Here is a 25,028-nt window from a genome sequence, read left to right as displayed (position 1 = left end):
ACCTCCGCCTCGTATGTCCACAGACGTACCGTAACGGGACGTGACGGTAGCAGTCGGTGAGTGAGGGAACCGGGACTTCCGACACGGGCCGCCGGGAGCCGTAGGCTGTTGGCGTGCTCTTGCTCGCTCTGGATACCGCCACGCCCGCCGTCACCGTCGCCCTGCACGACGGAACGGATGTCATCGCCTCGTCCAGCCAGGTGGACGCGCGACGGCACGGTGAGTTGCTGCTGCCCGCCGTCGACCGTGTGCTCGGCCAGGCGGGGCTCGCGCTCGACGCCGTGACCGGCATCGTCGTAGGGACCGGGCCCGGTCCGTACACCGGGCTGCGCGTCGGCCTGATGACCGCCGACACCTTCGGGCTCGCCCTCGGCGTCCCCGTGCACGGCCTGTGCACGCTCGACGGCCTCGCCTACGCCACCGACCTCGAAGGCGCCTTCGTCGTGGCGACCGACGCCCGGCGCAAGGAGGTCTACTGGGCGCGGTACGCGGACTCCCACACCCGGGTCACCGACCCGGCGGTGGACCGCCCCGCCGACATCGCCGAGCAGGTCCAGGGCCTGCCCGCGGTCGGCGCCGGGGCGCTGCTGTACCCGGACACCTTCCCCAGCGCGCACGAGCCCGAGCACGTCTCCGCCGCGGCGCTCGCCTCCCTGGCCGCCCGCAGGCTGGCCGCGGGGGAGGAGCTGCCCGCACCCCGGCCGCTGTACCTGCGCCGGCCCGACGCCCAGGTCCCCAAGAACTACAAGGTGGTCACCCCCAAGTGACCGGCACCGAGACCCCCCGACTGCGCGAGATGCGCTGGTGGGACATCGACCCCGTACTCGAACTGGAGCGGGACCTCTTCCCCGAGGACGCCTGGTCGCGGGGCATGTTCTGGTCCGAACTGGCCCATGCCCGCGGGCCCGGGGCCACCCGGCGGTACGTCGTCGCCGAGGAGGAGACGGAGCAGGGCGGCAGCCGGATCGTCGGCTACGCCGGACTCGCCTCCGCCGGTGACATCGGCGACATCCAGACCATCGCCGTCGCCCGCGACCAGTGGGGCACCGGCCTCGGCGCCCGGCTGCTCACCGAACTGCTGCGGGCCGCCACCGCGTTCGAGTGCGCCGAGGTGATGCTGGAGTGCCGGGTGGACAACGTCCGCGCGCAGAAGCTGTACGAGCGCTTCGGCTTCGAACCCATCGGCTTCCGGCGCGGCTACTACCAGCCCGGCAACGTGGACGCCCTCGTGATGCGCCTGACCACAGCGCCTGACAGCGGCCCGGCCGCGGGCACCGAAACCGAAGAAGGAACCCAGAGCAATGGCTGACGAACCCCTCGTCCTCGGTATCGAGACCTCCTGCGACGAGACCGGCGTCGGCATCGTCCGCGGCACCACTCTGCTCGCCGACGCCGTCGCCTCCAGCGTCGACGAGCACGCCCGTTTCGGCGGTGTCGTCCCCGAGGTCGCCTCCCGCGCCCACCTGGAGGCGATGGTGCCCACCATCGACCGCGCCCTGAAGGACGCCGGGATCAGCGCCAGGGACCTGGACGGCATCGCCGTCACCGCCGGTCCGGGCCTCGCGGGCGCGCTCCTGGTCGGCGTCTCGGCGGCGAAGGCGTACGCCTACGCCCTCGGCAAGCCGCTCTACGGCGTCAACCACCTCGCCTCCCACATCTGCGTCGACCAGCTGGAGCACGGCCCGCTGCCGGAGCCGACGATGGCGCTGCTGGTGAGCGGCGGACACTCGTCCCTGCTGCTCTCCTCCGACATCACCTCCGACGTCCGCCCGATGGGCGCCACCATCGACGACGCGGCCGGCGAGGCCTTCGACAAGATCGCCCGGGTGCTGAACCTCGGCTTCCCCGGCGGCCCGGTCATCGACCGGTACGCCCGCGAGGGCGACCCGGAGGCGATCGCCTTCCCGCGCGGGCTCACCGGGCCGCGCGACCCCGCCTACGACTTCTCCTTCTCCGGTCTGAAGACCGCCGTGGCCCGCTGGATCGAGGCCAAGCGGGCGGCGGGCGAGGAGGTGCCGGTGCGCGACGTGGCGGCCTCCTTCCAGGAGGCGGTCGTGGACGTGCTCACCCGCAAGGCCGTGCGGGCCTGCAAGGACGAGGGCGTCGACCACCTGATGATCGGCGGCGGGGTGGCCGCCAACTCCCGGCTGCGGGCGCTCGCCCAGGAGCGGTGCGAGGCGGCCGGGATCCGGCTGCGCGTGCCGCGCCCCAAGCTGTGCACGGACAACGGCGCGATGGTGGCCGCGCTGGGCGCCGAGATGGTCGCCCGCAACCGGGCCGCGTCCAGCTGGGACCTGTCGGCGGACTCGTCCCTGCCGGTGACGGACCCGCACGTCCCCGGGCACGACCACGACCACGTGCACGAGGTAAGCAAGGAGAACCTGTACTCGTGACGGTCGCGTTGATGTGGGAGGCGCGGGCGGTCCCCGGCAAGGGCGGGGAACTGCTCGCCTGGGCCCGCGCCCAGGAGCTGACCCCCGCCCCGCTGCGGCGGGAGACCTTCCGCGCCCCGCAGGACCGGGTGCTCGTCGTCACCTGGTGGGACGCCGGCTACGACGCCGAACTGCCCGAGCTGCCGGAACCGACCGGTGAGCTGGTCACCCGCGCGGTGCACCGCTGGCGGTTCGAGTCGGTCGGCGTCGCCCCCGCCGGCTGACCGCCGCTCAGACCCCCGGCAGCCGGCCCAGCGACCGGTTCCGCATCCGGCCCCGGTCCACCGGCTCGCCCGCGATGCCCGCTGCGCGTTGGATATGAACGCGTCAATCCAGCCGGTGCACCTCCGTCTCGCAGCGCAGTCGCCGCTCCGGCCCCAGCACCCGTTCCGGCCCGGTCAGGGTCAGGAACGCCGTGTGCCGTACGTCCGCGCTGGACGCCGCCAGCCGGAGCTGGAGGGCACCCGGTTCGACCACGCGGCGGCCGGTGCGGTCGGTGAACGCGGAGAGGTCGGCGGGGAAGCGGAACGTCACGCGGGCCGCCTCGCCGGGCTCCAGGGCCAGGCGCTGGTAGCCGACGAGCCGCATGTCCGGGCGGGTGACGCGGGCGACCGGGTCGTGCAGATAGAGCTGGACGACCTCCGCGCCCGCCCGGTCACCGGTGTTGCGGACGGTGACGGACAGGTCGTACGAGCCGTCCGTGCCGATCTCCGGGCTGCCGCCGGTGACGTCCTCCCAGGCGAACGTCGTGTACGAGCGGCCGTGGCCGAAGGGGTACAGCGGCGTCGGGTCGAGGTTGCTGACCTCGCCCGCGAGGCCCAGTGGCGGCTGGAGGTACGTCCACGGCTGGCCGCCCGGGTCGCGGGGCACGCTCACCGGGAGCCGGCCGGACGGGTTCACCCGGCCCGACAGGACGCCCGCCAGCGCCGGGCCGCCCTCCTCGCCGGGGAAGAAGGCCTGGACGGCCGCGCCGAGCCGTCCGTCCCAGCGGCCGAGCGCGTAGGGGCGGCCGGTGAGCAGGACCAGGACCACCGGGACGCCCGTCGCGACCAGGGCGTCCAGCAGTTCGCCCTGCACTCCGGGAAGCGCGAGGTCCAGGGCGTCGCAGCCCTCGCCGGAGGTGCCGCGCCCGAACAGGCCCGCCCGGTCGCCGAGCACGGCCACGCAGACGTCGGCCTCCGCGGCCCGGGCCACCGCCTCCTCGAAGCCGGAGGTGTCCGGGTCGGAGGTGTCGCAGCCCCGTGCGTGGGTCACCTTGGCGTCGGGGAGTTCGGCGCGCAGGGCCTGGAGCAGGGTCGGGATCTCGATGCCCATCGGGATCTCCGGGTGGTGGGCGCCCACATGGGAGGGGAAGGAGTAGCAGCCCAGCATGGCCAGCGGGTCGTCGGCGCGCGGGCCGACCACCGCGATCCGGGTGTCCGGCGGCAGCGGCAGCAGGCCGTCCGGGTCGGACAGCAGCACCACCGACTCCTCCGCCAGGCGGCGGGCCAGGGCGCGGTTCGCCGCCGAGTCCAGGTCGATGGGCCCGGCCGGCTCGGGCGTCCAGTCCTCGTCGAGCAGGCCCAGCTCGCACTTCTGGGTCAGCACCCGGCGCACGGCGCGGTCGACGAGTTCCTCGGGGACCTCGCCCGCCCGGACCGCCTCCAGCAGCGGCTTGCCGTAGCACTTCACCGTCGGCAGCTCCACGTCGATGCCCGCCGCGAGCGCGGCGTGCGCCGCCTCGGCGTCCGAGCCGGCGACGCGGTGCAGGCTCTGCAGGAAGCCGACGGCGAAGTAGTCGGCGACCACCGTGCCGGTGAAGCCCCACCGGTCGCGCAGGAGTTCGGTGAGCAGCCCGGGGTCCGCCGAGGCGGGCACGCCGTCCGTCTCGGTGTACGCGGCCATCACCGAGCGCGCCCCGCCCTCGCGCAGCGCGTGCTCGAACGGCGGCAGGGTCACGTCCGCGAACTCCCGGACCCCGGCCCGTACCGGGGCCAGGTTGCGCGCGCCCGCCGAGGACGCGTACCCGGCGAAGTGCTTCAGCGTGGCCACGATCCCGGCCGACTCCAGGCCCCGCACATAGGCGGCGCCGACCGTGCCGACCAGGTACGGGTCCTCGCCGATGGTCTCCTCCACCCGGCCCCAGCGCAGATCCCGTACGACGTCCAGGACCGGGGCGAGGCCCTGGTGGACGCCGACCGAGCGCAGGTCACGGCCGATGTGCCGGGCCATCTCCTCCACCAGCGCCGGGTCGAAGGCGGCGCCCCAGGCCAGCGGCACCGGGTACGCCGTCGCGCCCCACGCGGTGAAGCCCGCCAGGCACTCCTCGTGGGCCAGCGCCGGGATGCCGAACCGGCCGGCCTCGGCGATCCGGCGCTGCGCGCCGGCCAGGGAGCGGGCACCGGCCTCCGGGTCGACGGGGGCGGTGCCGAAGGGGCGGGTGAGCTGGCCGAGGCCGTGGGTGATCAGCTCGGCCCATCCCTCCTCGGAGGAGTCGACGGTCATGTCGTGCTGGTGGGGTGCGACACCGGCGCCGTCCGTGGCCGCGCCCACCCACACGCCGTACAGCTGAGCCGTCTTCTCCTCCAGGGTCATCCGTGCGAGCAGGTCCTCGACGCGGGCGGCGGTGGGCAGGGCGGGGTCACGCCAGGGGCTGGTCATGGAACTCCTGTCGGTAAGGGCGGATGCGCGGGCCGGGTTCACTTGCCGCCCACTCCCATCAGGCCGCTGACGAGGGCGCGGCGGGCCACCAGGTACACGGCGAAGATGGGGATGCCGGAGAGGACGACCGAGGCGAGCAGCGCGGGGACGTCGACCCCGAACTGGCTGACGTAGTTGAAGAGTCCGAGGGTGAGGACCCGGGGGCCGTCCGACTGGGTGAAGATCAGCGGGAAGAGGAAACCGTTCCAGGCCTGGAGCGCGGAGTAGATCACCACGGTGCTGATGCCGCCCTTGGCCAGCGGGATGACCAACTGGAACAGCATCCGCAGCGAGGAGGCACCGTCCAGGGCCATCGCCTCGTACAGCTCCTCCGAGATGTCCCGCAGGGTGCCGGTGAGGATCAGCACCGAGACGGGCATCGCGAACGCCGCCGTCGGCAGGATCACGGCGGGCAGGGTGTCGTACAGGCCCAGCTTGGCGATCAGCAGGTACAGCGGGACGACGACCGCCTGCGCCGGGATCGCCACGCCCAGCAGGAACAGCCGGAACGCGGCCCCGGACCAGCGGTCGCGGGTGCGGACCGCCACGTACGCCAGCGGCACCGCCAGCACGAGGACGAGGCCGACGACGGCGATCGCGGCGATCGCCGTGTTGGCGAGCAGATGGCCGAAGCCGCTGTTCAGGACGGTGCCGTAGTTGTCGAGGGTGGGGTCGCCCGGCGGTTTGAGGGGGTTGCCGGTCAGGGACTGGTCCTGCCGGGTCAGCGAGGCCGAGAGCATCGCGTAGACCGGGACGAGGACGACCACCAGCCAGATCAGGGCCCCGAGGCCCGCGACCGGGTTGGCGCGCTTCGTCCAGTGCCGTCGGCGCCGCGGGGACCTCGCCGGCTGCCGGGCGGGCTCCCGGAGCTTCGCGGGACGCGGCAACGTATCGTGTGACACTCCGTCACATCCCTTCGCGGGTGCTGCGCATGCTGCCGAAGCCGGTCAGCCTGACCAGCAGCAGGGACAGACCGGTGGCGGCCAGCACCAGGAACGAGGCGATGGCGCTGGCGTAGCCGAAGTCGTACGTCTTGAAGCCCGCCTCGTACATCAGGTACGGCAGGATCGCCGTGTCCGTGCCGGGGCCGCCCTTGGTGAGGATCAGGACCGTCTCGAAGTACGTCAGCGAACCGACGACGATCAGCACGCTGGACGTGGTGACGGTGTGCCGCAGCTGCGGCAGGGTGATCGAGAAGAACTGGCGGTAGCGGCCGGCGCCGTCGATGGCCGCCGCCTGGTAGAGGACCGCGGGGATCTGGCGGGCGCCGCCCTGGTAGATCAGCGTGTGCAGCGGCATGAACTGCCAGCCGCCGACGAACACGATCGCCAGGAACGCGCCGCTCGACGAGCCCAGGGTGTCCTTCTGGATGATGCCGAAGTTCGGGTCGAGCAGGGCGTAGAAGAGCACCGCGATCGCCGTGGAGGACAGCAGCAGCGGCAGGAAGAAGATCGCGGAGAGGACCGCCCGGTTGCGCTGCGGGCCGGCCGCCCAGACGCCGAGGAGCAGGGAGACGACCGTCTGGAAGAGCCAGCTGCACACCGTCAGCAGGACCGTCAGCCACAGGGACTGGGTGATCCGGGGATCGTCGAGCAGCCTTTGCCAGTTGTCGAGGCCGACCGGCCGGGGGTCGCCCAGGCCGTCCCACTCGGTGAAGGACAGGTAGAAGGCCAGCGCCATCGGGACGACCGCGAAGAAGGCGAAGAAGAGCACCCCGGGCAGGGCCCAGGCGGCGTGTGGACGCCCCGCCCGGGCCTTGGCCGTCCGCGTCGGCGTGGACTTCACGGGGGTGGTGCCGCTCACTTCAGCCCCTTGCAGGCCGCCACGAACCGGCTCGGCGACGACTTCCCCGCGAACAGCTTGCCGATCTCGGTGTGCATCCTCGTGCCCAGCTCGTCGCCGAGCGCCTGGTCCCAGGACAGGGTGAACGCCGGGGCGCTCTCGACCATCTGGTACTGGAAGCGGGCGTACTCCGGGTTGGGCGCGTCGCCCAGCAGCAGCGCCGCGTTCGAGGTCGTCGGTACGTCGCCGTTGGCCACCAGCGCCTTGGCGTACTCGCGGGACGCGCTCTCCTTCAGGAAGGCGATCGCCGCGTCCTGGTTGCCGGTACGGGCGTTCACCGACCAGTAGTTGGTGGGGTTGCCGACCACGTTGCGGGCGTCGCCGGAGCCGCCCTCGATCTTCGGGAACGCGGCCCAGCCCAGGTGCTTCTTCGCGAAGTCGGGGAACTTGCCGAGCTGCGTGGAGTACTCCCACGAACCCATCAGGTGCATCGCCGCCTTGCCCTTGGCGAACACGGCGGGGGCGCCGCCGTTGACGTACGACACCGAGGTGAACTTCGAGCCGAACGCGTCGGCGTCGATCAGCTCCCTCACCATCTCGGCCGCCTTCAGCACCGCCGGGTCGCCCCAGCCCTCGGCGTCGCCGTCCTGGATGCGCCGGAAGACCTCCGGGCCGCCGAGACGGTCGACCAGGTACTCCAGCCACATCAGTTCCGGCCAGATGTCGGAGCCGCCGAGCGCGAAGGGGGTGATGCCCGCCTTCTTGAGCTTGGTGTTGACGTCGAGCAGCTGGTCCCAGGTGGTGGGCGGCTGCAGCTTGTGCTCGGCGAACACGGACTTGTTGTAGAAGAGGATCACGGGCTGCATGCCGCGCATGGGGATGCCGTAGTGGCGGCCCTTCAGGTCGCCGGCCGCGAGCACCGAGGGCAGGAAGCCGTCCTTCAGGACCGGGTCGCCTTCGATGATGTCGGTCAGGTCGACGAGCTTGTCCGCCTCCACGTACGGCTTGATCGAGCCGCCGCCCCAGTTGAAGAACACGTCCGGGGCGCTGGGCGAACCCATGGCCGTGCGCAGCTTGGGGGGGTAGTCCGAGCCGGGGATCTTCTGCAGCTTGATCTTGCCGCCCGCCTTCTTGGCGGCGGCCGACTTGTTGAACCGGTCCACGGCCGCCTGCTGCACCTTCGCCGCGTCGTCGCCGTAGACGAAGGCGGTGAGCGTGCCGCCGTCGCCGCCGGAGCCGCTGCCGGAGCCGCAGGCTGTCAGACCGGTGGTGAGCAGGGTGGTGGCGCCGGCGCCGAGCACCCAGCGTCTGCTGAACGAACGTCCGCCGTTGGACGTGTGGGACCCCATGGCAGCAACCTCTCGGCTTGCGTGGACACCCGGATCGGGCGAGACCGGGCGACTGTTTTCAGCGAATGTTTCGAGCTGGATCACGAATGTTCCGGGAAACTATGGCGCCGCGCGGGGTCCGTCAAGAGGTCGCGCAGAGATACGATCGCGGGCATGACTCCACCGGAACGCGCTCAAACCCAGACGGCACGGCGGTCCACGCAGACTGCGACGCTCGCCGAGATCGCCCGCGAGGCGGGCGTGTCCGCGCCGACTGTTTCGAAGGTCCTCAACGGGCGGGCGGACGTCGCCCCGGCGACCCGCAACCGAGTGGAGGAGCTGCTGCGCACCCACGGATACCGGCGCCGCCGGGCCGAGGCGACCCGGTCACCCCTCATCGACCTCGTCTTCCACGAGCTGGAGAGCGCCTGGGCGCTGGAGGTCATCCGGGGCGTGGAGAACGTGGCCCGGGACGCCGGGCTGAGCGTCGTGCTGTCCGAGAGCGCGGGACGGCTCAGCCCCGGCCGGACCTGGGCCGACCAGGTCGCGGCGCGGCGGCCGCACGGGGTGATCCTGGTGCTGTCCGAGCTGGACGAGTCGCAGCGGGCGCTGCTGACCAGCCGGTCGATCCCGTTCGTGGTGATGGACCCGGCCGGCGACCCGGGGTCCGACGTGCCGTCGATCGGTGCGACGAACTGGCAGGGCGGCCTCGCCGCCACCCGGCACCTCGTCGACCTGGGGCACCGCCGTATCGGGGCGATCAGCGGGCCGTCGCGGATGATGTGCAGCCGGGCCCGGATCGACGGGTACCGGGCGGCGCTGGAGACCGCCGGGGTGCCGGTGGACCCCTCACTGATCAAGGACGGGGACTTCCACCACGAGTCCGGCTACCGGCTGGGCCTCGAACTCCTGCGCCGCCCGGACCGCCCGACCGCCGTCTTCGCGGGCAACGACCTCCAGGCGCTCGGCCTGTACGAGGCGGCACGCGAGCTGGGCCTGCGGGTGCCGGAGGACCTGAGCGTGGTGGGCTTCGACGACCTGCCGGTCGCCCGCTGGGTGGGCCCACCCCTGACGACCGTACGCCAGCCCCTGACCGAGATGGCCGAGGCGGCGGCACGGCTGGTCCTGGAACTGGGCCGCGGCGACGACGCGACACCGGCGGCCACACGGGTGGAACTGGCCACGAGCCTGGTGGTCCGCAGCAGCACGGCGGGGCCGGTGGGGCGCTGAGGCGGCTGCCGAGCCGGGGGGCTGCCGCCGAGCCGGGGGCTGCCTGAGCGGGGCGGCGCGGCCCGTGCCGGCGCCTTGGCTGAAAGTTGCCGTATTGACGCCTGGCCTCCCGCACCCAACACTCCTCCGCAGCCAATCGGTTGTACGACCGAAACTTTCGGAGGCACCCGCATGAGATCTCTGAGATCCGGCTTCTCCCTGGCGTCGGCGGTGGCCGGCGTCGCCGCCGCTCTCGGCGCCCTGCTCGCCGCCGCTCCTGTCGCGCAGGCCGCCGACGTGCCGTTGCGCGACCTGGCCGACGCCAAGGGCAAGGTCATCGGCACCGCCATCGGCGGATCCCACCTCACCGGCACACGCGGCGAGATCGCCGCGCGGGAGTTCAATTTCGTCACTCCCGAGAACGCCATGAAGTGGGAGGCGGTGGAACCCAGCCGAGGCTCGTTCAACTGGGCCGAGGCCGACCAGATCGTGAACTTCGCCCAGGCCAACGGGCAGCAGGTGCGCGGTCACACCCTCGTATGGCACAGCCAGAACCCCAGCTGGCTGGCCAACGGCTCCTTCACCCCCGCCGAGCTGCGGACCATCCTGCAAGACCACGTCACCACCGAGATGACCCGGTACAAGGGCAAGATCGCCGCCTGGGACGTCGTCAACGAGGCGTTCAACGAGGACGGCACCTACCGGCAGTCCCTCTGGTACGACAACCTCGGCACCGACTACATCGCCGACGCCCTGACCTGGGCCCGCGCCGCCGACCCGGGCGCCGAGCTCTACATCAACGACTACAACGTCGAGGGCGTCAACGCGAAGAGCACCGCCCTGTACAACCTGGTCAAGTCGCTGAAGGAGCGCGGCGTCCCGATCGACGGCGTCGGCCTCCAGGCGCATCTGATCCTCGGCCAGGTCCCCTCCACCCTGCAGCAGAACATCCAGCGCTTCGCCGACCTCGGCGTCGACGTGGCCATCACCGAGCTGGACATCCGGATGCAGCTGCCGGCGACCGAGGCCAAGCTGACCCAGCAGGCCGCCGAGTACAAGGCGGTCATGAACGCCTGTCTCGCCGTCGACCGCTGCACCAGCGTCACCGTCTGGGGCTTCAACGACGCCGACTCCTGGGTCCCGGACGTCTTCGACGGCTACGGCGCGGCGACGCCGTACGACGAGAACCTGGCGGCGAAGCCGGCTTACCGCGCCATCGCCGAGTCGCTGGGCGGAACCGGTCAGGAGCCCGGCCCCGGCGACGGGTGCACGGCGACGTACAGCGTCGTCAACCAGTGGAACACCGGGTTCACGGGCCAGGTGCGGATCGACTGCGACGGTGCCGCGCTGTCCTCCTGGAAGGCGAACTGGACGTTCGCCGCGGGCCAGCGGATCAGCCAGGCCTGGAACGCGAACTGCACCCAGTCCGGCACCGCCGTCAGTTGCTCGAACCTGTCCTACAACGGAACGGTCCCGTCCGGAGGTTCGGTGACATTCGGGTTCAACGGCACATGGAGCGGGAGCAATCCGGTGCCCGCGGTGACCCTGGGCTGACGCGGAATCTGAGATTTTCCCAAGAAAAGGCGGCCTGGCGTTCCTGCTCGTAATAATTCGGACTTACGTTCCTGTCTGTGGCGGGACTTGACGAACAAGGGGACGAGGGCAGACCAGTGGGCCGGCGGTCGGGATTGCTGAAGACCGCCGGCCTCACCCTCGCGGCCCTGCTGGTGCTGGGCGCCGGAGCGGCCGGCTGGGTCTACTGGCAGCTCGACGACAACATCACCGGCGTCGACATCAACAGCGCCCTCGGCGACGACCGCCCCCCGCGGGCCCTGGTCACCCCGTCCGCCGGCGCCTCCGCCTCCCCGCTGCCCAGCGGCGCCCTGAACATCCTGGTGCTGGGCTCGGACTCGCGGGACGGCGCCGAGAACCGGGAACTGGGCGGCGGCGAGGGCGGCAGCGCCCGGTCCGACACGGCGATGGTCGTCCACCTCGACGCGGGGCGCACCGCGGCGACCGTGGTGAGCATCCCGCGCGACACCCTGGTCACCCGGCCGTCCTGCCCGCTGGAATCCGGCGGCGAGTCGGCCGAGACGTACGGCGCGATGTTCAACAGCGCGTACACGGTGGGCGGTCCGGTGTGCGCGGTGAAGACCGTGGAGACGCTGACCGGCGTCCGCATGGACCACTACCTGGAGATCGACTTCTCGGGCTTCGCCGACCTGGTCGACGCCCTCGGCGGGGTCACCGTCACCACCGAGGAGGACATCGACGACGAGCAGAGCCATCTGCGCCTGGACGCCGGCACCCACCACCTCGACGGCGAGCAGGCCCTGGGCCTGGCCCGCACCCGGCACGGCATAGGCGACGGCAGCGACCTGGGCCGGATAGAGCTCCAGCACACCCTGGTCAAGGCCCTGCTGGAGCGGATCTCGGCCCTCGGCCTGCTCACCGACGCCACGCGGCTCTACGACGTCGCCGACGCGGTCACCGGCAGCCTCACCACCGACACCGGCCTGGATTCGCTCGGCGAGCTGATCGACCTGGGGCGGAGCCTGCACGGCCTGTCCGCCGACGACGTCACCACGGTGACCATGCCGGTCGTCCCGGCCCCCTCCGACCGCAACCGGGTCGTCGCGGACGAACCGGAGGCGGGCGAGCTGTGGGAGTCGCTGCGCTGAGCCGAGCGCGGAGGGCTCAGGCGGGCCGGCCGAGCAGCATGGCCGGCGCGCCCGCGACCCGGGTGAGGAACACCGTGGCCGACCCGGGCCCGTGCGGCTTGGGCAGGACCTTGCGGCGCAGCTCCTCCGGCTCGACCGCCGAGCCGCGCTTCTTCACGGTCAGCACGCCCACCTCCCGTTCCCGCAGCAGCGCCTTCAGCTTCTTGACGTTGAAGGGCAGATGGTCGGTGATCTCGTACGCCGATGCGTACGGCGTCGGCCGCAGCTCGTCCGCCGTGACGTACGCGATGGTCGCGTCGAGCAGCCCGCCGCCGACCTCCTCGGCCACCTCGGCGACCAGATGCGCGCGGATGACGGCCCCGTCCGGCTCGTAGAGGAAGCGTCCGACGGGCCGTACGGCCGGGTCGGCGAGGCCGCGTCCGGTCAGCGTGCGCGGCCCCGGCAGCAGGGTGGCCCGCACCAGTCCGGGCTCCGTGCCGAACCACAGCACGGCCTCCTTCACGTCCCCGCCGTCGGAGATCCACTCGGCCTCGGCGGTGTCCGGCACCGCCTCGTGCGGGATGCCGGGCGCCACCTTGAGGGCGGCGTGCCGGGCCTTCCCGGCGGCCTCCACGGCCCAGGACAGCGGCGGCGAGTAGGCCTCCGGGTCGAAAATCCGCCCGCCCGTCGCCCGGCCACCGCCCCTCACGGACGCGCTGCGCGCGGCCCCCCTCGATGGTCCACCGCGCCGGGCCGGGTCGACGAACACGGCGTCGTATCCGGCCGTGTCCACCTCGGTGACGTCCGCCTCCCGCACCTCGACCAGGTCCGCCAGCCCCAGTTCCTCGGCGTTCGCCCGCGCCACCGCCGCCGTCAGCGGGTCCCGGTCGACGGCGAGCACCCGGATCCCGGCCCGCGCCAGCGCGATCGCGTCGCCGCCGATCCCGCAGCACAGGTCGGCGACGGAGGTCACGCCGAGCTCGCGCATCCGCCGCGCCCGGTACGCGGCGACGCTCGCCCGGGTGGACTGCTCGACTCCGTTCGGCGTGAAGAACATCCGCCCGGCGTCCTCGGTCCCGAACTTCGCCGCCGCCCGCTGCCGCAGCCGCGCCTGGCCGAGCGCCGCCGAGACCAGCTCGGCCGGGTGCTCGCGGCGCAGCCGGGTGGCGACGGCGAGTTCGTGGGCGGGGTCGGTGCCGCGGACCTCGTCGAGGAGGGCGGTGCCTTCCGGGGTGCGCAGCGCGTTCAGGTCGTTCACCGGGTTGTTCACCGGCTCATTGTCGGCCAGTCGGTGGACGGTGGCCCGTCGGTGGCGGTGTCGGCGGGGGATCGGGGGTGCCTGCTGGGAAGATCCGGCCTCATGCGACTAGTAGTACAAAATGAAAAAAGCGGGGCATATGCCCGACGTCTCCGTGCCGGCGCCGCCGTCCTCGCCGCCGCGGCCGTCGCCTCCGGCTGCACCCTGATCGGCGACACCACACGCGGCAACCCCGCCCCCGAGCGGGAGAAGCCCCTCCAGGCGCCCGAGGCCCGCGCTCTCGACGGCTACGCCTCCCGGCTGCGGACCGACCACGCCGCCCGCGCGGCCGCCGCCAGACGCTGGGGCCTGGAACAGGTCCCGCTGCAAGCCCCGCCACCCCCGGCGAGAAAGCCGAGGATCACCACCCGCGAGGGATTCGAGGTCACCGGACACGACGAACTCGGCCTCCCCCCGGTCTTCACCACCGTCCCCACCGAGCACAAGGTCGTCTTCCTCACCATCGACGACGGCGCCGAGAAGGACCCGGCGTTCCTGCGGATGATGAGCGAGCTGGGCGTCCCGTACACCGCCTTCCTCAGCGACTACCTCGTCAAGGACGACTACGGCTACTTCAAACGCATGCAGGAGCGGGGCGCGCCCCTCAACAACCACACCCTCCACCACCCCTACCTGCCGGGCCTGTCCCGCTCCGGCCAGCTGCGCGAGATCTGCGGCATGCAGGACGTCATGGAGGAGAAGTTCGGCAAGCGCCCGCGCCTGTTCCGCCCGCCCTTCGGCAACTACAACCGGGACACCCTGCGTGCCGCCAAGGCCTGCGGGATCACGCATGTGCCACTGTGGAACGAGGAGGTCTTCGTCGACCGCTGGGAGTACCGCGAGTGGGATCAGCGGATCCGCCGCGGCGACATCGTCCTCACCCACTTCCGGGGCGAGGACCACTGGGAGGGATCCATGCCCGACATGATCCGGCGGTTCCTCGACAAGGTCACGGCCGAGGGGTACGCCGTGGCCCGCCTGGAGGACTACCTGTGAGGCCGCGCTGGGCCGGTCCGGCCGTCGCCCTGCTGCTCCTGCTGTGCGGCTGCACGGCCACGCACGGGCTGCGGGGCGCACCGGGCCCGGCGCCCGACCGTCCGGAGCCGTCCTCGCCCCCGTACCTCCGCTGGGGCCTCACCGAGCCGCTCCGCACACCCCCGAGGACCCCACGGCGGCCCACCCTGCCCGCCGACGGAGACCTCCCCCCGGTCCTCGACCGCGTCCCCACCCGCGACAAGGTCGTCTTCCTCACCTACGACGACGGCGCCGAGAAGGACCCCCGCTTCGTCGACCTGGTCCGCGAACTGCGCCTGCCCGTCACCATGTTCCTCACCGACAGCGTCGCCGGCCCCGGCTACGGCCACTTCGCCCGCCTGCGCTCGGTCGGCGCCGGCCTGCAGAACCACACCCTCGACCACGCCGCCCTGCGCGGCCTGCCGTACGCCGGGCAGCGCGCCGAGATCTGCGGCCAGCAGCACAAACTCCGCGCCCGCTTCGGGGTGCGCCCCCACCTCTTCCGCCCGCCCTACGGCACGTACGACCGCACCACCCTCCGCGCGGCCGCCGACTGCGGTGTCCGCGCGGTGATCCTCTGGCGCGCCGCGATGACCGGCACCGACCTCACCTTCACCACCGGCACCCACCGCCTCCGCCCCGGCGACATCATCGCCGTACCGGCGACGGAGACGCTGACGCCGAGTCTGAGGGAGCGGACGGTACGCCTGCTGCGCCGCGTCCAGGAGGCGGACCTGACGGTCGGAAACCTGGAGGACTACGTGGGCGTTCACGGGCGATCCCGCTGACGCGCCGCACGGTGATTGGCACTCCGCTTGACCGAGTGCTAACCGCGGTCATAGTCTCGGCTCTGGCACTCCCCCCTGGAGAGTGCCAAACAAGCGACGGGCAGGTCCGGCACCCGCGACGACGGATCCACCTGGTCGCCACCTCAGACAGTTAACCCCGTGAGATCTCCGAAGGGGGAGGTCGGATCGTGACGACCGCCAGCTCCAAGGTTGCCATCAAGCCGCTCGAGGACCGCATCGTGGTCCAGCCGCTCGACGCCGAGCAGACCACCGCCTCTGGCCTGGTCATTCCGGACACCGCCAAGGAGAAGCCCCAGGAGGGCGTCGTCCTGGCCGTGGGCCCGGGCCGTGTCGAGGACGGCAAGCGCGTCGAGCTCGACGTCAAGGTCGGCGACGTCGTGCTCTACAGCAAGTACGGCGGCACCGAGGTGAAGTACAACAACGAGGAGTACCTCGTTCTCTCGGCTCGCGACGTCCTCGCGATCATCGAGAAGTAAGCCGCTTCACCGAAGCACATTTGCCTTGAGCTGCGCCCCTGGCCCCCGCGACCGATAACGAAGCCGGGCGCCCGGGGCGCAGTCGCTTTACACCCGAGATTTCCGAGAGGGCTCCCGCTGCCATGGCGAAGATCCTGAAGTTCGACGAGGACGCCCGTCGCGCCCTCGAGCGCGGCGTCAACAAGCTTGCCGACACGGTCAAGGTGACGATCGGCCCCAAGGGCCGCAACGTCGTCATCGACAAGAAGTTCGGCGCCCCCACCATCACCAACGACGGTGTCACCATCGCCCGCGAGGTCGAGGTCGAGGACCCGTACGAGAACCTCGGCGCCCAGCTGGTGAAGGAGGTGGCGACCAAGACCAACGACATCGCTGGTGACGGCACCACCACCGCCACCGTCCTGGCCCAGGCCCTGGTCCGCGAGGGCCTGAAGAACGTCGCCGCCGGCGCCTCCCCGGCCGCTCTGAAGAAGGGCATCGACGCCGCCGTCAAGGCCGTCTCCGACGACCTGCTGGCGACCGCCCGCCCGATCGACGAGAAGTCCGACATCGCCGCCGTGGCCGCGCTGTCCGCCCAGGACCAGCAGGTCGGCGAGCTGATCGCCGAGGCGATGGACAAGGTCGGCAAGGACGGCGTCATCACCGTCGAGGAGTCCAACACCTTCGGTCTGGAGCTGGACTTCACCGAGGGCATGGCCTTCGACAAGGGCTACCTGTCGCCGTACTTCGTGACGGACCAGGAGCGCATGGAGGCCGTCCTCGACGACCCGTACATCCTGATCCACCAGGGCAAGATCTCCGCCATCGCGGACCTCCTGCCGCTGCTGGAGAAGATCATCCAGGCGAACGCCTCCAAGCCGCTGCTGATCATCGCCGAGGACGTCGAGGGCGAGGCCCTCTCCACCCTCGTCGTGAACAAGATCCGCGGCACCTTCAACGCCACCGCCGTGAAGGCCCCCGGCTTCGGCGACCGCCGCAAGGCGATGCTCCAGGACATGGCGGTCCTCACCGGCGCCACGGTCATCTCCGAGGAGGTCGGCCTCAAGCTCGACCAGGTCGGTCTGGACATCCTCGGCTCCGCCCGCCGCGTCACCGTCACCAAGGACGACACCACGATCGTCGACGGTGCCGGCGCCAAGGCCGACGTCGAGGGCCGCGTCGCCCAGATCAAGGCCGAGATCGAGGCCACGGACTCCGACTGGGACCGCGAGAAGCTCCAGGAGCGCCTCGCCAAGCTGGCCGGCGGCGTGTGCGTGATCAAGGTCGGCGCCGCCACCGAGGTGGAGCTGAAGGAGAAGAAGCACCGTCTGGAGGACGCCATCTCCGCGACCCGCGCCGCGGTCGAGGAGGGCATCGTCTCCGGTGGTGGCTCCGCCCTGGTCCACGCCGTGAAGGTCCTGGAGGACAACCTCGGCAAGACCGGCGACGAGGCCACCGGTGTCTCCGTCGTCCGCCGCGCCGCCGTCGAGCCGCTGCGCTGGATCGCCGAGAACGCCGGCCTGGAGGGTTACGTCATCACCTCCAAGGTCGCCGAGCTCGACAAGGGCCAGGGCTTCAACGCCGCCACCGGCGAGTACGGCGACCTGGTCAAGGCCGGCGTCATCGACCCGGTGAAGGTCACCCGCTCCGCCCTGGAGAACGCCGCCTCCATCGCCTCCCTGCTGCTCACGACCGAGACCCTGGTCGTCGAGAAGAAGGAAGAGGAGCCGGAGCCGGCGGGCCACGGCCACGGTCACGGCCACGCGCACTGACGCACCGCTCACGCAGGAAGGCCCGGCACCCGATGAGGTGCCGGGCCTTCCCGTTTCCCCTCGCGGGTCTCTCCGGCGGCTCTCAGCGCTCCATCTCCTCGAAGACGCCGAGCTGCTCCATCAGCCCCATCCGGTCGTACTCCCACCAGCCCTCGGCGAGCTTCCCGTCCACACCGCACCGGAAGACGGTCGTACCGCTCATCGAGACTTCCTTCCCGGTCGCCGTGATCCCCAGGAACTCCCCCTTGTGGGTGCCCTTCCAGAACCAGCGCGCGCACACCCGGTCGGCCTCCGCGATCAGGTCCTCGATGCTGAACTGGAAGTCGAAGCCGTCCCGCCACACCCGGATCTCGCGCCGGATGTGATCCATCCCGATCGCGTCCTCCGGGTTCCCCGGATTGTGGTCGTGATAGTGCTCCACCATCACCTCGTCCAGCGGCGGCAGCTCCCCGGGCGCGGCCACCAGCTCGAAGAACCGCCGGACCGTCGCCGTGGACAACTGCTCGTCCCGCACCACGTCCAGATCGGTGAACGTCGGCATCTCGTCACAGATCGAGACCATCTCCCGGAAGATCCGATCGGTCTCCGGCAGCTCGGAGTTCCGCATCGCCTCCTCGTACGACGGAAACTCCACGATCTCGATGAAGTGCGACGCGTCCGACCGGTCCTTCCCGATCAGACTGTGCGTCGCCGTGCGTTTTCCCTTGGTCTGCTCGACCCACCTGTCCATCAGCCGGTCGATCTCGTCGAAACGGCTGGTCTTGCAGTCGATGACCTGCACAAATGTCATGGCGCAGCCTCCGGCCCCCCTGGGTCCGGGTGAACAGCTACATTCTCCCACCGGCCCGGGCAACCGGCGGCCGGGCCACGGACCGGTGCGGGCCGAAGGGCCGTTCCGCTAGCGCTGCGCCCGGTGCTCCGGCCCGTACTTGCGCCCCGCCCGCGAGCTGATCCCCCCGAGCATCCCCCGCGGCACCAGCTTGGTCGCGCCCATCAGGACCTTGTAGCGGGGGTCCGGGATGGACAGGGACTTGCCGCGGGAGAGGTCCGTGAGCGCCGACGCGACGAGTTTGTCCGCGTCGAGCCACATCCAGCCGGGGATGTTGTCGGTGCCCATGCCGGCCCGCTGGTGGAACTCGGTGCGGACGAAGCCGGGGCAGAGGGCCATGAGGCGGACGCCGCTGCCGGCCAGGTCCTTCGCGGCGCCCTGGGTGAACTGCACGACCCACGCCTTGGAGGCGCCGTAGGTCCCGCGCGGGAGGAAGGCGGCGACGGAGGCGACGTTGATGACACCGCCCCGGCCGCGCTCGCACATGGCCTGCGTCGCGGCGTAGGTGAGGCGCAGCACCGCCTCGCAGTGCACCTTGAGCATCTTCAGCTCGTCGGCCATCGGCACGTCGAGATAGCGGCCCTTGTTGCCGAAGCCTGCGTTGTTGACCAGCAGGTCGACGGGGTTCTTGCGGTCGGCGAGGCGCGCGGCGACCGCCTCGATGCCGTCGTCCTGCGCCAGGTCCGCCGTCAGCACCTCCGCCTCGATGCCGTGCCGGTCGTGCAGTTCGGTCGCCTGCTCCCTGAGGCGCTTGGTGTCCCGCGCCACCAGGACGAGGTCGTGTCCGTCAGCCGCCAGCCGTCGTGCGAAGGCGGCACCGATTCCCGCGGTCGATCCCGTAATCAGAGCCGTTGTCATGCGCCAAGGGTAGTGACCTGGACGGACGGCGTCCGCTCCCGTGACGTCCGTTCAGGAGCTGTTCGCGCGAGGGTGTTCGGCCACGTACGTCCGGGCCGCCGCCAGCGACTCGGGGTGCAGCGCCTCGCCCGCCGCGAGCAGCCGCGGCAGCAGCTCCCGCTCGGTGGTGACCGCGCGGAACTGGAGCGCGACCGTCACCTCGTGGCCGGGGCGGTGGACGATCTCGACGGGGTCGCCCGCGCGGATCTCGCCCGGTTCGATCACCCGCAGGTACGCGCCGGGCGCCCCGCGCAGCGTGAACCGCTTCACCCAGCCCTGTTCACCCAGATGGCCCTGGAAGGTGCGGCAGGGTATCCGGCCGCAGGTGACCTCAAGGACCACCTCGCGGCCGATCCGCCAGCGCTCACCGATCAGGGCGCCGGAGACGTCGAGGCCCGAGGTGGTCAGGTTCTCGCCGAACGCCCCGTCGGCGAGCGGGCGGCCCAGCTCCCGCTCCCACTCGTCGAGGTCCTCGCGGGCGACCGCGTACACGGCCTGGTCGTTCCCGCCGTGGTGGCGGGTGTGGCAGACCGCGTCCCCGGCCAGTCCGCTCGCCCCGACGCCCTTCGGACCGGGCGCCGCCACCCGCACCGGCCCGTCGACCGGGCGCATGTCGATGCCGGTCAGACCCTGCGGGTGGTCGGTGTACGGAACGGTCCGCGGCCGGCCCAGGTTCACGGAGAGAAGCCTCATGGCGGCACGGTAGGCCGCGTCGACCAAAGTGTCGACGCATTATTCGCCCTCGTATCCAAGACTCGCTTATGCTCGAAGGGTGATCGAGGCCCGTCATCTGCGCGTGCTGCGCGCCGTCGCCGCCACCGGCTCCTTCTCCGCCGCGGGGCGCGAGCTGGGCTGCACGCAGCCCGCTGTCAGCCAGCAGATGAAGGCCCTGGAGACGTCCGTGGGCACCCCGCTGCTGGTGCGCAGCGGGCGTGAGATGCGGCTCACGCAGGCCGGTGAGGCGCTGGTGCGGCACGCGGCCGGGATCCTGGCCGGGCTCACCGCGGCGGAGGAGGAGGTCGCCGCCATCGCGGGCCTGCGCGCGGGCCGGGTGCGGCTCGTGTCCTTCCCGAGCGGCAGCTCCACCCTGGTCCCCACCGCCCTCGCCGCGCTGCGTGCCGCGCACCCCGGTACCCGGGTGTCCCTGGAGGAGGCGGAGCCGCCGCGTTCGGTGGAACTGCTCCGCGAGGGCGACTGCGACATCGCGCTCGCCTTCCGCTACGAGGGGGCCGCGGGCGCCGAGGAGTGGGACGACCTGGTCGTACGGCCGCTGCTGACCGACCCGCTGGTCGGCCTGGTCCCGGAGCGGCACCGGCTGGCCGGCGCGGCCTCCGTCCCGATCGCCGAACTGGCCGACGAACCGTGGATCGCGGGCTGCCCGCGCTGCCGCGGTCAGCTGGTGGAGGTGTGCGAGGCGGCCGGCTTCACGCCCCGTATCGACTTCGCCACCGACGACTACCCGGCGGTGGTGGGCCTGGTGAGCGCCGGTCTGGGCGTGGCCGTCCTGCCCCGGCTGGCGATCGAGTCGGTACGGCCCCGGGGGGCCCGGACGGTGTCGCTGGAGCCGGCGGTGCGGCGGGAGATCGTCGCCCTCACCCTGCCCGACCTGGCACAGGTGCCGGCGGTGGCGGCGACGCTGCGGGAGCTGGGGCACGCCGCGGCGCGCTGACGCCGGGCCCGAGAGTGTGCAGAAACGTTCCTTCAGGTGTTCGAGGCGGCGCTCCCGCCGGCCGTCGACGCCGACACCAGGCGGTGGCGTGCCCGCCCCATGAGCTCTTCGCGCTCGTCTTCGGTCAACCCGCCCCACACGCCGTACGGTTCGCGCACCGCCAGCGCGTGAGCCGCGCATTGCGCGCGGACCGGGCACCTCATGCATACCTCTTTGGCCGAGTTCTCGCGGGCGCTCCGTGCAGCCCCGCGCTCACCCTCCGGATGAAAGAAGAGCGAGCTGTCCACCCCGCGACAGGCAGCCAGCAGCTGCCAGTCCCACAGGTCCGCGTTCGGTCCGGGAAGGCGGGAGAAATCTGCCATTGCGTGACCCCTTGCAGCCGTTCTGAGCGGATACGGTGCCCACGACCGTACATCTACGATCTAAGGAGATGAAAATATGACTCATTGCGAATCTAGCCCCAGACACCACCAGATAGGAAGAAATAGGGCCAAATGGGGCATGGTTGTGATGAAACCTTGAGGGTCTGCCCCGCGTGTCTGCACCGTGTCCGCGCCCTCACGTAGAGTGCCGAAGATGACACACAGCCCCGTAACTCTTTCGAGTGACCATCGTTGAGAGGGCGGAGGCGGTTGAAAACACAAGCGCTCGGGCAGGCGTCCGAGACGGTCGACCGCACAGGTGACGATTTCGTACCAGCCTGGAGGCTCAAGGTGACGCGCATCAGCTGCGGAGGGCGGCCATGACTTCCGTCCTCGTCTGCGACGACTCCCCGCTTGCCCGAGAGGCGCTTCGCCGCGCGGTCGCGACCGTGCCCGGCGTGGAGCGCGTGACGACGGCGGCCAACGGCGAGGAAGTCCTCCGCCGCTGGGGCGCCGACCGCTCGGACCTGATCCTGATGGACGTACGCATGCCCGGTCTGGGCGGCGTCGAGACCGTGCGGCGGCTGCTGTCCGCCGACCCCGGTGCGCGCATCATCATGCTCACCGTCGCCGAGGACCTGGACGGTGTGGCCCTCGCGGTCGCCGCCGGCGCCCGCGGCTACCTGCACAAGGACGCGTCCCGCGCCGAGCTGCGGGCCACGGTGACGCAGGCCCTCGCCGACCCGACCTGGCGCCTGGCGCCGCGCCGGCTGCGCTCCGCCGAGATGGGGGCCGCGCCGACGCTCACCGCGCGTGAGATCCAGGTCCTCGAAGGCATGAGCCACGGCCGCTCCAACGCCGAGATCGGCCGCGAGCTGTTCCTCTCCGAGGACACCGTCAAGACCCACGCCCGACGGCTCTTCAAGAAGCTCGGCGCCTCGGACCGGGCGCACGCCGTGGCACTCGGCTTCCGCTGGGGTCTGGTGCGCTGAGGCGCCGCGTTCGGCCGGACCGACCGCGGTCCGGGCCGGCGACGCCCGGCCGCGCGGTCGAGCGGGGGCCATCGGCCGCCCCCGCGCGAGCGGTCCGTACGGCGCGGGAGCATCCGGCCGCGAGGCGGAGGAGGGAGTCGACGCGATGGGGACATCCCTCTGCGCCGGCCGTGCCCCGAGCGGGCGCGCGACGGCACCCGCCGATGACCCGCGCGGGGCGGGCCGCGGACGCGGCGGCCTCCGCGCGGTGCGTGTCCGAGCCCCGCGAGTCGCACCCGGCGGTGCTCCGCCGAAGCCGGACGACCGCTGGTCGGCGGCGTGCGGGGGCCGTGGGAGCGGGGCCGGTGAGAGGGTGCTGAGGGTGCCCGCTGCTCGTTTCGCCGCGGATGCCGCATCCTTGAGGTGTGGAGTTCCTCGGGGACGAGTCGGTCGAGCGGAAGGGGAGGGCGCAGGGGATGAGTTCCGGCGCACCTGCTCATAACGCTTCGGTGCACAACAACGGAGGCGGTGCCGCGGAGCGCGCGGCCGCAGGGCACGATGGACCGATGCGCGACGACGAGGCGGTCACTGCCCCCGGATCGTTCGGTGCGCTCGTCCACCGCGCCGTCGACGGGGACGAGCAGGCCACGCACGATCTGCTCGCCCATGTCCATCCGCTCGCGCTGCGCTACTGCCGGACCCGGCTGTCCCGGCTGCCGGGCGACGCGCGGCACTTCGTGGAGGACCTGGCGCAGGAGGTCTGCGTCGCCGTCCTGCTCGCCCTGCCGCGCTACCGGGACACCGGCCGCCCGTTCGAGGCGTTCGTGTTCGCCATCGCCGCCCACAAGGTCGCCGACCTGCAGCGGGCCGCGATGCGGCACCCGGGTTCCACGGCGGTGCCCTCCGACGAGATGCCGGAGCGCCCCGACGACTCCCTCGGGCCCGAGGAGCGCGCGCTGCTCAGCAGTGACGCCGAGTGGGCCAAGAAGCTGCTGGCCAACCTCCCCGAGAACCAGCGCGAGCTGCTGCTGCTGCGGATCGCGGTGGGCCTCACGGCGGAGGAGACCGGCCAGATGTTGGGAATGTCACCCGGCGCCGTCCGGGTCGCCCAGCACCGCGCGCTGAGCAGGCTGCGCGCACTCGCCGAGCAGTAAGCGGCGCCGTACCGGCCCCTGATGAACCGGCCGGACCATATTTCCGTACGAACATACGAAGCCGCAGGGTGCCTCGTACCGTGGAATGAGACGGGTTCATCTCCCGTTAGCATGGACATCCGCACCGATCAAGGCCATTTGGGGAAGGTGTCATGACTGCCAACGTCGACGGAGTGCCCGGAAAATTCGCGACACTCGGGCTGACCTACGACGACGTGCTGCTGCTGCCGGGCCCGTCGGACATGGCACCCGACGAGATCGACACCGCCTCGTACGTCTCCAAGAACGTGCGGGTGAACATCCCGCTGCTGTCCGCCGCCATGGACAAGGTCACCGAGTCGCGCATGGCGATCGCGATGGCCCGCCAGGGCGGTGTGGGCGTGCTCCACCGCAACCTGTCCATCGAGGACCAGGCCAACCAGGTCGACCTGGTCAAGCGCTCCGAGTCCGGCATGGTGGCCGACCCGATCACCATCCACCCGGACGCCACGCTCGCCGAGGCCGACGCGCTGTGCGCCAAGTTCCGCATCAGCGGCGTCCCGGTCACCGACGGCGACAAGAAGCTGCTCGGCATCGTCACCAACCGCGACATGGCCTTCGAGACCGACCGCGCCCGCCGGGTGCGCGAGGTCATGACGCCGATGCCGCTGGTCACCGGCAAGGTCGGCATCTCCGGCGCGGAAGCGATCGAGCTGCTGCGCAAGCACAAGATCGAGAAGCTGCCGCTGGTCGACGACGAGGGCGTCCTCAAGGGTCTGATCACGGTCAAGGACTTCGTCAAGGCGGAGAAGTACCCGAACGCCGCCAAGGACGCCGAGGGCCGGCTGCTCGTGGGCGCCGCGGTCGGTGTCGCCGGTGACGCGTTCGAGCGCGCCCAGGCGCTGATCGAGGCGGGCGTCGACTTCATCGTCGTCGACACCGCGCACGGCCACTCCCGGCTGGTCGGCGACATGATCGCCAAGATCAAGTCGAACTCCTCCGGCGTCGACGTCATCGGCGGCAACGTCGCCACCCGCGACGGCGCCCAGGCCCTGGTCGACGCGGGCGCGGACGGCATCAAGGTCGGTGTCGGCCCCGGCTCCATCTGCACCACCCGCGTGGTCGCCGGCGTCGGCGTCCCGCAGGTCACCGCGATCTACGAGGCCGCGCTCGCCGCCAAGGCGGCCGGTGTCCCGGTCATCGGCGACGGCGGTCTGCAGTACTCCGGCGACATCGCCAAGGCCCTGGTCGCGGGCGCCGACACGGTGATGCTGGGCTCGCTGCTCGCGGGCTGCGAGGAGTCCCCGGGCGAGCTGCTGTTCATCAACGGCAAGCAGTTCAAGTCGTACCGCGGCATGGGCTCGCTGGGCGCCATGCAGACCCGCGGCGACCGCCGGTCGTTCTCCAAGGACCGCTACTTCCAGGAGGGCGTCGCCTCCGACGAGCAGCTGATCCCCGAGGGCATCGAGGGCCAGGTGCCCTACCGCGGCCCGCTCGCCTCCGTCGTCCACCAGCTGGTGGGCGGTCTGCGCCAGTCGATGTTCTACGTCGGCGGCCGGACCGTGCCGGAGCTCCAGGACAACGGCCGGTTCGTCCGGATCACCTCGGCGGGTCTGAAGGAGAGCCACCCGCACGACATCCAGATGACGGTCGAGGCGCCGAACTACAGCCGCAAGTAGTCACGAGGCTCGGTCAGGGGCGGCTCCGGTAACTCCGGGGCCGCCCTTGTC

The 25,028-nt window shown here is 71.7% G+C and carries 24 protein-coding genes; 15 read left to right on the top strand and 9 right to left on the bottom strand.

Annotation, left to right across the window (positions count from 1 at the left end; genetic code table 11):
- Window positions 1-113: 113 nt before the first annotated feature.
- Genes tsaB through AMK31_RS12350 form a run of 4 tightly spaced genes read left to right on the top strand, consistent with a single transcriptional unit; the run spans window position 114 to window position 2,656 of the window.
- Window positions 114-767, top strand: coding sequence for a tRNA (adenosine(37)-N6)-threonylcarbamoyltransferase complex dimerization subunit type 1 TsaB (gene tsaB / locus AMK31_RS12365; protein ID WP_073940507.1), 654 nt, complete (start codon window positions 114-116; stop codon window positions 765-767).
- Window positions 764-1,309, top strand: a complete 546-nt coding sequence (gene rimI / locus AMK31_RS12360; RefSeq protein WP_385312711.1) for a ribosomal protein S18-alanine N-acetyltransferase — start codon at window positions 764-766, stop codon at window positions 1,307-1,309. The genes tsaB and rimI overlap by 4 nt, the downstream gene beginning before the upstream one ends.
- Window positions 1,302-2,393 (top strand): tRNA (adenosine(37)-N6)-threonylcarbamoyltransferase complex transferase subunit TsaD, encoded by a 1,092-nt coding sequence (gene tsaD, locus AMK31_RS12355; RefSeq protein WP_073940506.1) that lies wholly within the window; start codon window positions 1,302-1,304, stop codon window positions 2,391-2,393. The genes rimI and tsaD overlap by 8 nt, the downstream gene beginning before the upstream one ends.
- The gene (locus AMK31_RS12350) at window positions 2,390-2,656 is read left to right on the top strand and encodes a hypothetical protein (RefSeq protein ID WP_073940505.1); all 267 of its coding nucleotides are present in this window, start codon (window positions 2,390-2,392) and stop codon (window positions 2,654-2,656) included. The genes tsaD and AMK31_RS12350 overlap by 4 nt, the downstream gene beginning before the upstream one ends.
- A 103-nt stretch (window positions 2,657-2,759) precedes the next feature.
- Here AMK31_RS12350 and AMK31_RS12345 read toward each other — a convergent pair whose 3' ends face one another.
- From AMK31_RS12345 to AMK31_RS12330, 4 genes are read right to left on the bottom strand one after another with little or no spacing between them, the layout of a single operon-like run.
- The gene (locus tag AMK31_RS12345) at window positions 2,760-5,072 is read right to left on the bottom strand and encodes a glycoside hydrolase family 3 N-terminal domain-containing protein (RefSeq protein WP_073940504.1); all 2,313 of its coding nucleotides are present in this window, start codon (window positions 5,070-5,072) and stop codon (window positions 2,760-2,762) included.
- Window positions 5,073-5,110: 38 nt separating this feature from the next.
- Window positions 5,111-6,013 carry a carbohydrate ABC transporter permease gene (locus AMK31_RS12340; RefSeq protein ID WP_073940503.1) on the bottom strand — a complete coding sequence of 301 codons (903 nt, stop codon included), beginning with the start codon at window positions 6,011-6,013 and terminating at the stop codon, window positions 5,111-5,113.
- Between the two features lie 4 nt (window positions 6,014-6,017).
- Entirely contained in the window at window positions 6,018-6,914 is an 897-nt protein-coding gene (locus AMK31_RS12335) for a carbohydrate ABC transporter permease (RefSeq protein ID WP_073940502.1), read from the bottom strand.
- Window positions 6,911-8,242, bottom strand: coding sequence for an ABC transporter substrate-binding protein (locus AMK31_RS12330; RefSeq protein ID WP_073940501.1), 1,332 nt, complete (start codon window positions 8,240-8,242; stop codon window positions 6,911-6,913). Before AMK31_RS12330 ends, AMK31_RS12335 begins: the two co-directional genes overlap by 4 nt.
- A 153-nt stretch (window positions 8,243-8,395) precedes the next feature.
- Between AMK31_RS12330 and AMK31_RS12325 the strand changes: the two genes are divergently transcribed.
- The 3 genes from AMK31_RS12325 (at window position 8,396) to AMK31_RS12315 (ending at window position 12,111) form a co-directional block, all read left to right on the top strand.
- Window positions 8,396-9,451: a LacI family DNA-binding transcriptional regulator gene (locus AMK31_RS12325; RefSeq protein ID WP_073940500.1), complete on the top strand. Its 1,056-nt coding sequence runs from the start codon at window positions 8,396-8,398 to the stop codon at window positions 9,449-9,451.
- A 171-nt stretch (window positions 9,452-9,622) separates the two neighbouring features.
- On the top strand, window positions 9,623-10,984 hold the full coding sequence (locus AMK31_RS12320) for an endo-1,4-beta-xylanase (protein ID WP_079186814.1): 1,362 nt from the start codon (window positions 9,623-9,625) through the stop codon (window positions 10,982-10,984).
- A gap of 77 nt (window positions 10,985-11,061) precedes the next feature.
- On the top strand, window positions 11,062-12,111 hold the full coding sequence (locus tag AMK31_RS12315; protein ID WP_073940498.1) for an LCP family protein: 1,050 nt from the start codon (window positions 11,062-11,064) through the stop codon (window positions 12,109-12,111).
- A gap of 16 nt (window positions 12,112-12,127) precedes the next feature.
- Here AMK31_RS12315 and AMK31_RS12310 read toward each other — a convergent pair whose 3' ends face one another.
- On the bottom strand, window positions 12,128-13,348 hold the full coding sequence (locus AMK31_RS12310) for a class I SAM-dependent methyltransferase (protein WP_073940778.1): 1,221 nt from the start codon (window positions 13,346-13,348) through the stop codon (window positions 12,128-12,130).
- A gap of 102 nt (window positions 13,349-13,450) precedes the next feature.
- On the opposite strand from AMK31_RS12310, the gene AMK31_RS12305 reads away from it, so the two are divergent.
- The 4 genes from AMK31_RS12305 (at window position 13,451) to groL (ending at window position 17,437) form a co-directional block, all read left to right on the top strand.
- Window positions 13,451-14,383, top strand: a complete 933-nt coding sequence (locus AMK31_RS12305; protein ID WP_073940497.1) for a polysaccharide deacetylase family protein — start codon at window positions 13,451-13,453, stop codon at window positions 14,381-14,383.
- On the top strand, window positions 14,380-15,189 hold the full coding sequence (locus tag AMK31_RS12300) for a polysaccharide deacetylase family protein (RefSeq protein WP_073940496.1): 810 nt from the start codon (window positions 14,380-14,382) through the stop codon (window positions 15,187-15,189). The genes AMK31_RS12305 and AMK31_RS12300 overlap by 4 nt, the downstream gene beginning before the upstream one ends.
- 188 nt (window positions 15,190-15,377) lie before the next feature.
- A complete protein-coding gene (gene groES / locus AMK31_RS12295) occupies window positions 15,378-15,686 on the top strand; it encodes a co-chaperone GroES (protein ID WP_043443103.1) in 309 nt (102 codons plus the stop codon).
- A 122-nt stretch (window positions 15,687-15,808) separates the two neighbouring features.
- On the top strand, window positions 15,809-17,437 hold the full coding sequence (gene groL, locus AMK31_RS12290; RefSeq protein WP_073940495.1) for a chaperonin GroEL: 1,629 nt from the start codon (window positions 15,809-15,811) through the stop codon (window positions 17,435-17,437).
- Window positions 17,438-17,519: 82 nt separating this feature from the next.
- Here the strand turns inward: groL and AMK31_RS12285 are convergent, their stop codons facing one another.
- The 3 genes from AMK31_RS12285 to AMK31_RS12275 all read right to left on the bottom strand — a co-directional run bounded on the left by AMK31_RS12285 (window position 17,520) and on the right by AMK31_RS12275 (window position 19,856).
- Window positions 17,520-18,227, bottom strand: a complete 708-nt coding sequence (locus AMK31_RS12285) for an ester cyclase (RefSeq protein WP_073940494.1) — start codon at window positions 18,225-18,227, stop codon at window positions 17,520-17,522.
- A 108-nt stretch (window positions 18,228-18,335) separates the two neighbouring features.
- Window positions 18,336-19,124 (bottom strand): SDR family NAD(P)-dependent oxidoreductase, encoded by a 789-nt coding sequence (locus AMK31_RS12280; protein WP_073940493.1) that lies wholly within the window; start codon window positions 19,122-19,124, stop codon window positions 18,336-18,338.
- A gap of 51 nt (window positions 19,125-19,175) precedes the next feature.
- On the bottom strand, window positions 19,176-19,856 hold the full coding sequence (locus AMK31_RS12275) for an MOSC domain-containing protein (protein WP_073940777.1): 681 nt from the start codon (window positions 19,854-19,856) through the stop codon (window positions 19,176-19,178).
- 79 nt (window positions 19,857-19,935) lie between these two features.
- Here AMK31_RS12275 and AMK31_RS12270 point away from each other — a divergent pair, with 79 nt between their 5' ends.
- Window positions 19,936-20,832: a LysR family transcriptional regulator gene (locus AMK31_RS12270; protein WP_073940492.1), complete on the top strand. Its 897-nt coding sequence runs from the start codon at window positions 19,936-19,938 to the stop codon at window positions 20,830-20,832.
- A 32-nt stretch (window positions 20,833-20,864) separates the two neighbouring features.
- Here the strand turns inward: AMK31_RS12270 and AMK31_RS12265 are convergent, their stop codons facing one another.
- Window positions 20,865-21,194 carry a WhiB family transcriptional regulator gene (locus AMK31_RS12265; protein ID WP_073940491.1) on the bottom strand — a complete coding sequence of 110 codons (330 nt, stop codon included), beginning with the start codon at window positions 21,192-21,194 and terminating at the stop codon, window positions 20,865-20,867.
- A 380-nt stretch (window positions 21,195-21,574) separates the two neighbouring features.
- Here AMK31_RS12265 and AMK31_RS12260 point away from each other — a divergent pair, with 380 nt between their 5' ends.
- The 3 genes from AMK31_RS12260 to guaB all read left to right on the top strand — a co-directional run bounded on the left by AMK31_RS12260 (window position 21,575) and on the right by guaB (window position 24,977).
- A complete protein-coding gene (locus tag AMK31_RS12260; protein WP_003948568.1) occupies window positions 21,575-22,186 on the top strand; it encodes a response regulator transcription factor in 612 nt (203 codons plus the stop codon).
- A gap of 545 nt (window positions 22,187-22,731) precedes the next feature.
- Window positions 22,732-23,319 (top strand): sigma-70 family RNA polymerase sigma factor, encoded by a 588-nt coding sequence (locus AMK31_RS12255; RefSeq protein WP_073940490.1) that lies wholly within the window; start codon window positions 22,732-22,734, stop codon window positions 23,317-23,319.
- A gap of 152 nt (window positions 23,320-23,471) precedes the next feature.
- Window positions 23,472-24,977, top strand: coding sequence for an IMP dehydrogenase (gene guaB, locus AMK31_RS12250; RefSeq protein WP_073940489.1), 1,506 nt, complete (start codon window positions 23,472-23,474; stop codon window positions 24,975-24,977).
- Window positions 24,978-25,028: the final 51 nt, after the last annotated feature.

Origin of the sequence: Streptomyces sp. TSRI0107 (assembly GCF_001905845.1) — a bacterium.
In the GTDB taxonomy this organism is placed as follows: domain Bacteria; phylum Actinomycetota; class Actinomycetes; order Streptomycetales; family Streptomycetaceae; genus Streptomyces.
Note: the sequence above shows the minus strand (reverse complement) of the source record. Positions and strands in the feature narration are given on the sequence as shown.